Origin of the sequence: Bifidobacterium callitrichos DSM 23973 (genome assembly GCF_000741175.1) — a bacterium.
Taxonomy (GTDB): domain Bacteria; phylum Actinomycetota; class Actinomycetes; order Actinomycetales; family Bifidobacteriaceae; genus Bifidobacterium; species Bifidobacterium callitrichos.
In genome coordinates this window covers 74669-88138 of the sequence record NZ_JGYS01000013.1, presented here as the reverse complement: position 1 = coordinate 88138, position 13470 = coordinate 74669, and the positions used below count along the sequence as shown (strand labels likewise).

At 63.0% G+C, this 13470-nt stretch carries 9 protein-coding genes and 2 pseudogenes; 6 read left to right on the top strand and 5 right to left on the bottom strand.

The annotated features are described in order from the left end of the window. From BCAL_RS07980 to ftsY, 4 genes and pseudogenes are all read right to left on the bottom strand, one after another. The coding region (locus tag BCAL_RS07980) for a [protein-PII] uridylyltransferase family protein (protein WP_043260065.1) at positions 1–1080 on the bottom strand (1080 nt) is incomplete at its 3' end. Positions 1081–1209: 129 nt separating this feature from the next. After that, on the bottom strand, positions 1210–1548 hold the full coding sequence (locus tag BCAL_RS07975) for a P-II family nitrogen regulator (protein ID WP_043165676.1): 339 nt from the start codon (positions 1546–1548) through the stop codon (positions 1210–1212). A gap of 1 nt (position 1549) precedes the next feature. After that, positions 1550–2836, bottom strand: coding sequence for an ammonium transporter (locus BCAL_RS07970; protein ID WP_043165678.1), 1287 nt, complete (start codon positions 2834–2836; stop codon positions 1550–1552). A gap of 192 nt (positions 2837–3028) precedes the next feature. Continuing rightward, positions 3029–4087 (bottom strand): annotated as a pseudogene (ftsY, locus tag BCAL_RS07965) (signal recognition particle-docking protein FtsY); the annotation flags it as partial. 1050 nt (positions 4088–5137) lie between these two features. Here ftsY and BCAL_RS07960 point away from each other — a divergent pair. Together BCAL_RS07960 and BCAL_RS07955 are read left to right on the top strand one after the other, a co-directional pair. Then, positions 5138–5920, top strand: a complete 783-nt coding sequence (locus BCAL_RS07960) for a TetR/AcrR family transcriptional regulator (RefSeq protein ID WP_052119119.1) — start codon at positions 5138–5140, stop codon at positions 5918–5920. Positions 5921–6326: 406 nt separating this feature from the next. Then, entirely contained in the window at positions 6327–7400 is a 1074-nt protein-coding gene (locus tag BCAL_RS07955; protein ID WP_052119120.1) for a glycosyltransferase family 2 protein, read from the top strand. Here the strand turns inward: BCAL_RS07955 and BCAL_RS07950 are convergent, their stop codons facing one another. Next, positions 7401–7961 (bottom strand): hypothetical protein, encoded by a 561-nt coding sequence (locus tag BCAL_RS07950; RefSeq protein WP_052119121.1) that lies wholly within the window; start codon positions 7959–7961, stop codon positions 7401–7403. It abuts the gene before it with no gap. A gap of 1555 nt (positions 7962–9516) precedes the next feature. Here BCAL_RS07950 and BCAL_RS14090 point away from each other — a divergent pair. The 4 genes and pseudogenes from BCAL_RS14090 to BCAL_RS07935 all read left to right on the top strand — a co-directional run. Then, positions 9517–9747: pseudogene (locus BCAL_RS14090) on the top strand (glycosyltransferase family 2 protein); the annotation flags it as partial. Further along, positions 9748–10932 (top strand): glycosyltransferase, encoded by a 1185-nt coding sequence (locus tag BCAL_RS14005; RefSeq protein ID WP_420796823.1) that lies wholly within the window; start codon positions 9748–9750, stop codon positions 10930–10932. It begins immediately after the preceding pseudogene. A gap of 101 nt (positions 10933–11033) precedes the next feature. Next, positions 11034–12209, top strand: a complete 1176-nt coding sequence (gene glf, locus BCAL_RS07940; protein WP_043165682.1) for a UDP-galactopyranose mutase — start codon at positions 11034–11036, stop codon at positions 12207–12209. 108 nt (positions 12210–12317) lie between these two features. After that, positions 12318–13355, top strand: a complete 1038-nt coding sequence (locus tag BCAL_RS07935) for a glycosyltransferase family 2 protein (RefSeq protein WP_043165684.1) — start codon at positions 12318–12320, stop codon at positions 13353–13355. Positions 13356–13470 lie beyond the last annotated feature (115 nt).

Sequence of the window (13470 nt, the reverse complement as noted above, 5' to 3'; positions counted from 1 at the left end):
GTCGGCGGACGGGTCGACGCCGGGCGCGAGCACGACCTCATGCTCGTGTTCGGCGACGCCGGGCGCGAGGATGTCGAACTTCGGCGCCTCGCGGTGTCCGCCGGCACGCTGGGAGAACATCTGGAAGAACGCGAATCGCGGCTTCTCATGCGTGAGCGAATGCTCGGCGCGGGAGGCGGTGGAGTCGAGCGAGAACGCGATGCGGCGGCCGATGCGTGCGAGCATCGTCTGCATGTCGTCGATCGACTTGGCCTCGCGTTCGCCGCCGGCCGGCAGGGTCGGATCGGCGAGGCCGAGCATCGCGGCGACCTTGTCCTGATAGGGGGTGAGCAGCAGGTTCGTGTCCTTGTTGGCGACCAGATGGATGCAGTCGCGCACGTCAAGCAGGCGGTCGACGGCCTCGTCGTAGACGCCGTGCGGGCGATCGGCCAGCCAGGAGACGGCGAGCGCGGAGACGAGGACCGAGTCGCGCAGGCCTCCGCGCGCCTCCTTGACGTCGGGCTGGTTCAGGTATTGGAGTCGACCGAACTCGTCAAGACGCGATCTGGCGGAGTCGAGCAGTTCGGGCAGGCGTTTGCGCGCGGCCTTGCGCCAGCGCTCGAGGATCGAATCGGAGGTTTCGCGGATGAGCGCGGTGTCGCCGGCGATCGGGTCGACGTCGAGCCAGCCCATCGCGGCGGGCAGATCATGGTCGGTGACCGATTCGCACTGCTGACGCGTGCGGATCGAATGGTCGAGGTCGAGTCCGGAATCCCACAGCGGATACCACAGTTTGTTGGCGAGCTCGTTGAGCTGCTGGTCGTTGATCGCATGCGGATCGTAGATGATGACGAGATCAAGGTCGGAGGACGGGCCGATCTGGCCGCGGGCGAGCGAGCCGACCGCGGCGAATCCGATGCCGTGATCGGGGACGGGGAAGCTTGTGGCGGCCGTCGCCTCGGCCCACAGGGCCTTGAGGCTCGTCATCGCGAGTTCGGTGCGGGCCTTGCGTTTGGCCGCGCCGTTACGGTACACGCCGTCGTCGTCCGGACGGCTTATTTCCATGAATCGTTGCTTGAGACCATCCACCGCTGAGGTCATTGCCAGCTCTTTTCCTGTGTATCAAAAGAGTCCCCGCACGGCTCCGATAGCAGCGTGCGGGGACTCCCTGTCTATTGATGGCCCGAACCCGTGGACGAAGTCACGCAAAGTCCGGACGACTGTCAATCGTCAGATCGCGGCGGAACCGGACTCGCCGGTACGCACGCGGGTGACGGAATCGAGGGGCGCGACCCAGACCTTGCCGTCACCGATGGTGCCGGTGCCGGCGGCCTTGACGATCACGCCGACGAGGGTCTCGGCGTCCGCATCGTCGGACAGGACCTCGATGCGGATCTTCGGAATCAGGTCGACGGTGTACTCGGCGCCACGGTAGACCTCGGTGTGTCCGCGCTGACGGCCGTAGCCGTTGGCCTCGGAGACGGTCAGACCGTGCACGCCGGCGGCCGCGAGGGCCTCCTTGACGTCGTCGAGCTTATGGGGCTGAATGATTGCGGTGATGAGCTTCATCTCACCTCACCTCCTTGAGGACGGAGCTGGCGGTACCAGCAAAATCGTAAGCACGCTCGCCCTGGTCGGCAAGATCGATGCCGCCGACCTCCTGAGCCTCGGTGACGCGCCAACCGATCGTCTTCTCCAGAGCGAAGGCGATGATCGCGGTGATGACGGCGGAGTATACGATCGCGCACAGGGCGATGACGATCTGGACGACCAGCTGCTTCCAGTCGCCGCCGGCCAGCAGGCCGGTGCCCTCGCCGAAGAAGCCGATGAGGACGGTGCCGGTCAGACCGCCGACGCCGTGGACGCCGACGACATCGAGGGAGTCATCGTAGCCGAGCTTGAACTTGAGTCCGCAGGCCAGGCACGTCAGGATGCCGACGATCGCGCCGAGGACGATCGCCCACAGCGGGGAGACCACATCGGCGGCCGGGGTGATGCCGACCAGGCCGGCGACCATACCGGAGGCCGCACCCATCGCGGTGTAGTGGCCGGTACGGATCTTCTCGGTGAAGCCCCAGGAGAGCATGGCGGCGGCCGCGGCGGCGGAGGTGGAGACCCACGCGTAGCCGGCGGTGCCGTTCGCGGCGAACGCGGAACCAGCGTTGAAGCCGAACCAGCCGAACCACAGCAGGAACGCGCCGAGCATCACGAACGGAACGTTGTGAGGACGGAACGGCTGCACGGCGAAGCCCTTGCGCTTGCCGATGATCAGCACGATCACGAGCGCGGCGACTGCGGCGTTGATGTGGACGACCGTACCACCTGCGAAATCGTGGGCGGCGGCGCCGATGGCGGTGGAGATCGCGCCGGTGCCGGACAGCAGGCCCTTGTTCCAGACCATGTGCGCCAGCGGAGCGTAGTCGAACGTGATCCACAGGGCCACGAAGATCATCCACGTGCTGTACTTGACACGCTCGGCGATGGCGCCGCAGATCAGGCCCACGGTGATCATCGCGAATGCGGCCTGGAAGGCCACGTCGACGGACACCGGGTACTTGTTCGCGTTCAGGCCGGTCGTGGTGAACACGCCGTCCTGGGCGACCATCGAATCCTTCAGCAGGAAGCCGGAGGCCGGATCGCCGAAGATGCCGCCGATGTCACTGCCGGCGTAGGCGATCGACCAGCCCCACAGGGTCCAGATGACCATGGTGACCGACAGGGCCGCCGCCTCGAGCATCAGCATGTTCAGCACGGCCTTCGCACGGACCATGCCACCGTAGAAGAACGCCACACCCGGCGTCATGAGGAAAACCAGGGACGCGGAAGTCAAAATCCATGCGGTGTTTCCGGAATCCATGTCTACCTCCCTCTCTTATCCTTCCCGGTCTGGCCGCACGCGCCGCGCCCTGACTTGATGTCACGGCCTGCCGCACGACGGATCGGGTCTCTGTTCGTTATTGCCGTCCCCTGTAACGGGGCTAACAGTTCGGTAGTGAACGCCCGGTTGGTTTTGAGTTCGTTACGGCAGGTTACGCGATTGTTAATCGAGCTAGGCGAGGATGCCGTCGACGAAGGATTCGGGGGTGAAGGGGGCGAGGTCGTCGGGGCCTTCGCCGAGGCCGACGAGCTTGACGGGGACGCCGAGCTCCTTCTGCACGGAGATCACGATGCCGCCCTTGGCGGAGCCGTCGAGCTTCGAGAGAACCACGCCGGTGATGCCGATCGCCTCGGCGAACACCTTGGCCTGGGTCATGCCGTTCTGGCCGGTGGTGGCGTCGAGGACGAGCAGGACCTCGTCGACGGGCAGGTTCTTCTCGGTGACGCGGCGGATCTTGCCGAGCTCGTCCATCAGGTTGGACTTGTTCTGCAGGCGTCCGGCGGTGTCGATGATGAGCACGTCAGCGTTCATCTCCTTGGCCTTCGCGCTGGCTTCGAAGGCGACCGACGCCGGATCGGCGCCGTCCTTGTCGGAGCGCACGACCGGCACGTTCACGCGGGCGCCCCACGTCTCGAGCTGATCGGCGGCGGCGGCGCGGAACGTGTCGGCAGCGCCCATGACGACCTTCTTGTCCTCGGAGACGAACAGCCGGGCGAGCTTGCCGGCGGTCGTGGTCTTGCCGGTGCCGTTGACGCCGACCATGATGATGACGCTCGGCCTGTTCGCGCCGGGCTTGTCGGCGTTGAGTCGACGATCCATGTCACGGCCGACCAGATCGAGGAGCTTCTCCTTCAGGGCCGCGCGCACCTCGTCGGGAGTCGCCTTGCCGGTGACGCGGGCGTCGGTGCGCAGATCGTCGACGAGCTGGCCGGAGGCCTCGGCGCCGACGTCGGCGAGCAGCAGCGTGTCCTCGACATCCTCCCAGTCGGATTCGGAGAGGTTGTCCTTGGTGAGGATGTTGAACAGGGCCTTGCCGAACGGGTTGCTCGACTTGGCAAGCTTCTCCTTAAGGCGGGTCAGTCGGGAGACGACCTTCTCCGGAGCTTCGGACTTGGGGGTTGCCGGCTTGGGGGTTGGGACGGGAGTCGGCTGTGTGGGCTGGGGGGTTACGGGCTGGGGGGCAGTGGCCGGCTGTGCGGGCTGGAACTCGGGCTGGGCGGCCTGCACCGGACGAGGCGTGGATTCGATATGGGACTCGGTTTCCGGAGCCGACTCATCGGCCTCGGATTCTTCGGCAGCGGGCTGGGCGGCCGCGACTGCGGAGCCCTCGGAAACGGTGGATCCCTCGGTCTCCTCGGGCTGATCGGCCGCCGCAGTCGACGGGCCCGTTCCGGCCGATTCCCCGTCGAAGGCGGATGTTTCGGCGGCCCGTGATTCCTGCGATTCCCGTTCCCCGGGCACAGTTGAGGTGACGGCCGCCGCAGTCGATGCAGCGCGCGCGGGAGCCGATTCGGACGTATCGGAGCGTTCCGCCGCCGGCCGCTTCGCCGATGTCTCCGACGACTCCGCCGGCTCGACGGTCGTCGACTCCTTCACGGCCTTCGCGGCCTCGTCGGCCCTGCGCCGTTCCTCGTCCTGCTCTTCCCGTTCGCGGAGCTGCTCGCGCTCCTCGAAGACCTTGTCAAGATCGCGCTTGCGCGACTTGGAGAACCACACGGCGAGCAGGATCAGAACGATCGCGACTACGCCGACGCCAATCATGGCCAAAGTATTGCTATCCATGATCCCCAGTCTAATGAAGGGCGTCTATTGGGCGGTCGACAGGACCCCGGCCAGCCCGGTCAGTCCCAGCCAGTCCCGGCCAGTCCCGGCCAGTCCCGGCCAGTCCCGGTCGACCCCACCAGGCCCGATGGCACCTCACGCTGCCGGTCTTGGATGACGCCTGTCCGAGGTCGACCCCACCATGCCCGATGACACCTCGTACGTTGATCGGGGGTATCTCGGCGCTAGTCACGACTTGCGTACGCCAGACACAGCTCAGCGTACGCAGATCGTGGCTCCAGCCTCCCTATCACCCGAAAACGTACGCCGAGTCGATGGCAGCGTACGAACACGGGTGATAGTGCTGATATCGCCACGAGGAACGTACGCCGAGCCGGACTCAGCGTACGCATTCCGGGATCAGGCCGCAATCAACCACAGAGAACGTACGCCGCAAGGCATCCCGGCCCCCGACCAAGCCGCCGACTAGACTGCACTCATATGGTCACTTCCTCACGTATGACGTCGTATCAGCGACGGGAGCAACTCATCCGCATCGGACGGTCGCTGTTCGCGACCAAGGGATTCGAGGCGGTGAGCGTCGAGGAGATCGCCAGTCACGCGAAGGTGTCCAAGCCGATCGTCTACGAACATTTCGGAGGCAAGGAGGGCCTGTACGCCGTCATCGTCGATCGCGAAATGCAGGCGCTGACCTCCACGCTCACCGCCGCGCTCGACGATCCGACGATGCACCCGCGGCGGATCGTCGAACGCACCGCGCTGGCGCTGCTCACCTACATCGAGGAAAACGCGGAGGGGTTCCAGGTGCTCTCGCGCGACTCGCCGAGCACCGACCCGTCCGGATCGTTCAGCTCGCTGCTGGGCGACATCTCCCTGCGCGTCGAGGACCTGCTCACGGCTGCGTTCAAACGGCAGAAGCTCTCGCCGAAGGGCGTGCCGTACTACGCGCAGATGCTCGTCGGCATGACCGTGTTCACCGGACAGTACTGGGCGGATCGGCCGAAGGTGAGCAAGGAGCAGCTGGCCGCGTACATCGTGGATCTGGCATGGCACGGGTTGAGTCGCCTGGATTCCAAGCCGAAGCTGCTGTTCGAGGGCGAGCGCGCACGGCGGGCGGCGGAGAAGGCCGCGTCGATGACGAGGGGCGCGGCGACGACCGCAACCACAGATCCCGATGAGACCACGGAGACCACGGACGCGAATGGTGATGTAGGCGAAGAGGCGAGTGGCGAAGCGGCGGATACGGCGGGTATGCCAGATGCGGCGAATGCCACAACGTGATTCCTGATCGCCTTTCGGTACGTCATGGCAATTATCGTTGTCACAACTTGCCTATATCGGCGGGAATCGCACGTCGTGACAAGAACTACGGACCTGCAGCGAGTGAGAGTCGAAACCTGATCATCAGAAAGATTGGAATTCCGCCATTCCACGAATTCCCCTCTGTGCGTGATCGCCCGCATTGCTGGCGATCCGTGTCACAGCTCGAGAAAAACGTCAGGAATCGCGCGTTGTGGCAATTCCGTATGAAGAGGCCCCCGATTCCCCGATGATCGCTCTCCCGACGATCGCATACTGTGCTGCGCGATGTGCAGAATATGTATCCTAATGCCCGCCTAGTCGAATGAGTGCTAGTCTGTGGCGTTGAAAGTACCACCCGATTTGTGATGTTGAGGACCGAAACCATATGACACTACCGGCGACGACGACGGCCAACAGGACGCCCAAGACACTCACCTTCGTGGTTCCGGCCTACAACATGGAAACGTATCTGGAGCGTTGCGTGCACTCGCTCACTGCGGCGAAACGCATCGACGATATCGAGGTGCTCGTCGTCGACGACGGGTCGAAGGACTCGACGCTGGAGGTGGCGCGCGCGTTCGAACGGCGATTCCCCGGAGTCGTCAGGGCGATCCATCAGGAGAACAAGGGGCACGGCGGCGCGGTCAACACCGGCATCGCCGCCGCCCGCGGCATGTACGTGAAGGTCGTCGACGCCGACGACTGGGTCGGACCGGAATCGCTCGAACAGGTAATGAGCGTGCTGCGCGACGAGGCCGAGAAGGGCGGCATCGACGCCGACGCCCCGATCGACATGCTCGTGACCAACTACGTGTACGACAAGGTCGGCAAGCGTCACAAGCACGAGGTCAACTTCCGCCACGCGATGAAGGCCGGCGAGCGCCTCACCTGGGACGATCTCGGACATTTCGGACTCGCCGAATACATCCTGATGCACGCGCTGATCTTCCGCACGGCCGTCGTGCGCGAGTCGGGGATGCAGCTGCCGGAGAACACGTTCTACGTCGATTTCATCTACGCGTACCAGCCGTTCCCGTGGGTGAAGTCGCTGCGATATCTGGATACGCCGTTCTACCACTACTTCATCGGACGCGACGGGCAGAGCGTGCAGACTGATGTGATGATCCGCCGCGTCGACCAGCTGATTCTCGTCAATCATCGCATGGTCGAGGCGACGCCGGAGCGTGGGACCGTGCCGGATGGCCTATACCGGTACATGATCCACTTCCTCGCGATCGAGAGCTCGGTGGCGAGCGTGTTCCTGATTCTCTCGCGCGACTCGGAGAACTACGCGAAGAAGAAGCAGCTGTGGGCCGACATCCGCGATCATTCGTCATCGATCTATCGGGATGTGCGACGCAAGCCGATGTCTCGGGCGCTGAACCTGCACGGCTCGGCCGGGCGATTCGTGATCCGCTGGGGGTATCGCGTGGCCGAGCGCGTGGTCGGGTTCAACTGATCACTCGGCGGTGCCGGTCAGTGCCTCGTTGGAGGCGATCGCAGCCTTGGCGGCGGCGTCGAGGCTGCTCGTGGCGCCGCGCAGGTTGTCGGCGTAGTCACGGATGGCCTGCGTGGCGTCGTCGACCTCCTGCTGGGAACCGTCGGTCGGGCAGGTGGGGGCGTCGCCGAGCTCGTCGATCTCGGCCTGCGCGGTCTTGAGGTCGTCCAGCAGGGAGGCGTCCTCGACGTCCTTCGCGGTGAGCTTGGCGGCTTCGTCGGCCGATTCCTGCGTGGTCTTCAGCGCCTCCTGATGCGCCTTCAGGGCCTCGACCTGCAGCTGGCAGTTCTCGACGGATTCGGCGCTGGCCTTGTCGCCGCCGTTGATCAGCATGAACGTGACGACCGCAATCACGACCACCACGATCGCGACGATGATGCCGATGATCGGGTCCTTCCTCGACTGCTTGGCGGCGGGGGCGGCGGCGTTCGTGGTGCCGGTTTCGGTGTTCTTCGCGTTCTCGGTGACGCCGGTAGTCTCGGTAATGTTCTCGTTCTTCTGCTCGCTCTGCTCGCTCGTCATAGCGTATGCACTCCTTCGTTTCTTCTAGCACCCTTCGCACAGGGAAACCCGCAATAGACTACTCATTCCGGATAGCACCGCAACCATCGCTCACCACGCGGAATGAAACTGTCCGCGAATTCAGGACCGCGCCCCGCCAAGCCCCGCCAAGATGGTTTGTCAAGATGGTTGCCGCATATTTCATTCCCACGTGCCCCATCAAGATGATTCCGCGTGATTCCGCGCGCCCGTACATACGCAGGAATAATGCCACAACGTACGATTCTGTTCAGTTGGGGGTGCGGATGTTTTTTGGACGGTTATGCGACCAGTCCAAGGTTTGGATGCGTTGCGGCACGGCCCTTTGCCCGCCCTTTGCCATAACGAGCGGATTCGCGTGGCGTTGACGAGTCGTGGCATGATCCCCGGCCACAACGTGCGATCCCACACATTCTGAACGAGTTGTGGCATGATCCCCGGCCACAACGTGCGATCCCACACATTTTGAACGAGTCGTGGCATGCTCCCTTGCCACAACTCGAGAGAAAATGGCGATTCAGGGAGTTATGGCAACGCCTCTTCCTCTCCGCCAACAACCCACTCATCGTGACATCTACCAGAATCGTTGGAATTTCAAGCTTTTCAAGCTCCTACCGTCCACCACCCCTCTACTGCGGAATCCACTTCCACTCGCGCTTCGTTGAAGAGTGCCACCACAACATGCCCAATCGGCGATTCAACTTGAGTTGTGGCATGAAATCCTGCCACGGCAAGAACGGCAATCGATCGACAGGAGCGTTGTGGCGAGACCATTGCTTCGCTAGCACTTCATTAGCGCATTCGGCATCTCTCGGATCCGCTTTGCATGTCAGCTGCACGGTCCAAAGGAGCCTCTGATGAGTCAATACACACGCGGCACCAGGCGAACACAGGACCAATAGCGTTCCATTCCCGTCAAGAGCACAGCCGTAACGCGGCACCGAACATGCGGGGGCGCCTAGGACTAATAGCCCGCAAAAGGCACCACACAAACACGACCGAGGGGGCAAAATCGAACAAATCGTGAAGTTCGTATGAAGGCGTCATGGAGTTATTGGGATGGATTCGAACATTTTGGGGCGGCGGGGCCGCGGGGAGGATAGGTTATGAGTCGCTGTAGTTGGAATCGTTGCTGGAATCTGGAATCGTCGCAGTCGGAAGTCACCGCCGGGAAGGAAGTCTGAGGGAATACATGCCGCAAGAGCCTCTGCAACCGTATGCATCGCCGAGTCCCGAGCCCCCGCTTTCGGCGGAGGCGGGGGTTCCGGGTGGACCGTCGGGCGACGCGATTCCGACCACACCGCCGCAGGCCACGGCCGACGCGGCGGAGGCACCGGCCGTCTCGGTCACGCCGATCACGCCGACCGCACCCGTTACTCCAACCATGTCTGCCACTCCGGCTGCGCTGGCTATACCGGCCAACTCGGCCACACCGGCCACGCCGGCCACGCCGGCCACGATCGAGCCGTCGTATGCGCCGACGGGCGAGGAACGCGCCGCGCGCCGGGCGGATCGCGCCAATCGAGCGCACCGGGTGATGCCGAAGTTCGTGGCTGCGGGCGATGAGTCCCAATCCCCCGTCTCGCCGCTGGTGTCGGTGATCGTGACGGTGCACGACGCGGCGGAGACCGTGCGATACTGCGTCGATTCGATCCTGCGCCAGTCGTACGCGAATCTCGAGGTGATTCTGGTCGACGACGGGTCGAACGACGACGGTCCGGTGATTCTCGACGAGTACGCGCGTCGCGACGACCGCGTAAAGACGATCATGCTGAGCGATCCTAATGCGCCGAACGACGGCGGGGAACGGGACAGCAAAAGCAGCAAGCCGGACGCGGAGCCCGATCGCGGAGATATGGGTCCCGGGAATGGAGACACGGATCCCGCGAGCGAAGGCATAGATTCCGAGAACGAGGGCACGGATCCCGGAAGAGGGACGGAGTCCGACGCGCATGACACGACGACCCCCGTCGACGCCGACCATGATGATGCCGACCACGTAGGCGACGATGCCGCTGCGATCGATGCGATCGACAAAGCGACCGATGATGACGTGACCGATGATGCGATCGACGCGATCGACGACGCTGCGGCTGAGAACGGCGACGTCGCGGCGCGGGCGAGGAACGCCGGACTGGATGCGGCGCACGGCGAGTACGTGGCGTTCGTGGGCAGCGACGGGGTGCTGGATCGCCGCGCCATCGAGCTGCTGCTGCACGCGCTGATCAAGACCGGTGCGGATATGGCCAAGTCGCGCTGGGAGCGGTTCACGCCCGACCAGCTGTATGCGGTGTCCGAAGTGTCGGCCGAGGGCGCGCGCGAGCCGGAGTCGGTGACGGTGTTCACCGACGCGCTCGAGGCGTATCAGAGCGTGTTCCTGAAGAGCGTGCGCGTGCTCGGCGACGAGTTCGGGCACAACACGGAGGCGCGGTATCTGAACGACGAGGACTGGGGACGACTGTATCGCGCGTCGGTGTGGGACGACGTGCGACTGCCGGAGGGCATCTACTCGCCGGAGCTGCTGGCCGCGGGAGAGCTGTATTCGCGGATGAGCAAGGTCGCGGACATGGATGTCGTGCTGTACCGGGTGCTGGACGGCGATACGGATGAGCGTCGGCGATTCCGCTACTATCACGACCGGTTCACGGCGGGGACGGCGAACTTCCGGTTCGCGTTCGACAAGGGGATCCTGCCCGCCCGCAGCTACTACACGATGGTGACCGCGTACGAACAGGCGAAATCCGCGCCCGATTTCGACGTGCCGGAGCATCAGGAGCAGTTCGCGCTCGACACGACCGAACTGGAGGAGCTGCGCGGCAAGCTGACGCTCGCGCAGCGCATGCAGTGCATGGGCGCGCGAAGGATGCGACTGTTCGAGGAGAGCGTCAAGCGGATCCTGCCCGCATCGCTGGCCAAGCCGACGTACTCGCCGGACGGCGGGGAGCTGGCGTGAGAAGACGCAAAGCGGGACTGAGAGGTAGTCTAATCGAGGATGGATGTCACGTGCATGCGGCGCAAGTGCGTCCACATGCACCTGAGCAGTAAGGAATATTGATGGCGGAAAACACGCAATACCCGGATCTGGTGATCGTAGGCGCGGGCCTGTTCGGCCTGACCATCGCCCAGCAGGCGGTGGAGCACGCGGGCGCGCGGGTGCACATCATCGACGTGCGCGATCACATCGGCGGCAACGCGTACTCGTACTTCGACAAGGAGACGGGCGCGGAGATCCACAAGTACGGCGCGCACCTGTTCCACACGTCGAACGAACGCGTGTGGAAGTACGTGAATCGCTTCACCGAGTTCACGAACTACGTGCATCGCGTGTACGCCACACATGACGGCGAGGTCTACCCGCTGCCGATCAACCTCGGCACGATCAACCAGTTCTTCCGCGCGCACTACACGCCCGCCGAAGCGCAGTCGCTGATCCAGGAGCAGGCGGGCGAGCTGGCCGGTTCCGATCCGCAGAACCTCAACGACAAGGGCATCCAGCTGATCGGTCGCCCGCTGTACGAGGCGTTCATCAAGAACTACACGGCCAAGCAGTGGCAGACCGATCCGGCCGAGCTGCCGGCGTCGATCATCAAGCGACTGCCGGTGCGCTTCAACTACGACAACCGCTACTTCAAGGACACTTGGGAGGGCCTGCCGAAGGACGGCTACACCGCATGGTTCGAGAAGATGATCGACGATCCCCGCATCACGGTGGAGCTTGGGGTCGACTTCTTCGACGAGACGCAGCCGTACAACAAGAAGGCGCTGCGCGAGGCCGGCGTGCCGGTCGTGTACACCGGTCCGGTCGACCGCTACTTCGACTACGAGCTCGGCGACTTGAAGTGGCGCACGGTCGACTTCAAGGAGGTCCGCTACGACGAGGACGACCACTTCGGCTGCCCGGTCATGAACTTCTCCGATGCGGACGTGCCGTACACCCGCGCGATCGAGTTCAAGAACTTCAATCCGGAGCGCGCCGCGTCGTACACGCCCGGCAAGACCGTGGTGTGGGAGGAGTACTCGCGATTCGCCGAGCGCGGCGACGAACCGTACTACCCGATCAACACCGACGAGGACAAGGCCCTGTACGCGCAGTACGCCGCGAAGGCCGCCGCTGAGCCGAAAACCGTGTTCGGCGGCCGACTCGGCACGTACAAGTACTACGACATGCACAACGTCATCGACACGGCGCTGACCGCGTACGAGGAGCAGGTGGCTCCGTTGCTCGGGTGAACTCCACATACTGCTTGGAAGATCACTCTCCTACCACATAAACATCATTTACCTTGCGCGAAGTGGCGCATAGCATCCATCAAGCGATCAGGAAGATAAGCAACAACCATGCAACTTGTTCATGAGTCCCCTTTGGTTTCCATCATCGTGCCGGTGTATAACGCGGAACGATACCTGCATTACTGCGTGGATTCGATTCTTGGACAGTCCTATACGAATCTTGAAGTGATTCTGGTCGATGATGGCGCGACCGATAGCAGCCCGAACATACTGGATGATTATGCGCGAAAAGATGCTCGTGTAACGGTGATCCATCAGTCAAACGGCGGCATCGCCAAGGCGCAGAACACCGGTCTTGATGCAGCTCATGGCGAGTACATCGCGTTTTCCGACAATGATGACATCCTCGACCGCCGTAATATCGAACTACTGCTGCACGCACTGGTCAAGGCGGACGCTGATATGAGTAAGGCTCGTTGGCGGCAGTTCGGAGTCTCACAGCTCGACATCGTTGCCGAGGAGGCCGCAGAAGGCGCCACGGATCCCGTGACGATCAGTGTGTTCACGGAACCGTTGAGAGCGTATCAGTCAGTGTTCTGCAAGAGTCTGCGAATCATCGGAAACCGACTCGGGCATAATACCGAAGCCAAATACTTCAATGAGGCCAATTGGTGCCGCCTGTATAAACGCGAGCTCTGGGAGGGACTTCGATTCCCGGAAGGGATGTACGCCCAAGACGTCATGGTCGCCGGCGAATTGTATTCGCGTACACGCAAAGTGGCCGATATTGACGTGAATCTTTACAACTGGCTGCAGTCGAGCGGTTCGGTGACCCATAAGGAGCGCGGCTTCAATTTCTATCAGGATAATTTCGTGGCCGGTTCGACGAATTTCAGACTTTGCATAGAGCACGGCGTGGTTCCCGCACGCAGTTATTACACGATGGTCGAACAGCTTGGCGAAGCAAAAACCGCGTCGGACTTTTCGGCTTCCGATAATACGGAGCGGTATGCGAAAGATCGTGAGATTCTCGCTGATCTGCTTTCACGACTCACGCCTGCGCAGCGCATACGATGTGCTGCCACTTATTACATTCGCTTGTTGGAAAAGCAGGTCTACGACATGCGAGTCAAGAACATGAAGTAACCATGGCATAGCGAATGACATGCCGGCATAACGAGTGGGGGCGCACCGCAACGCATGCGGCGCGCCCCCACTTTCTCTACTTTTAGATGGCTACAACCGGGTAACCAAGACAAAC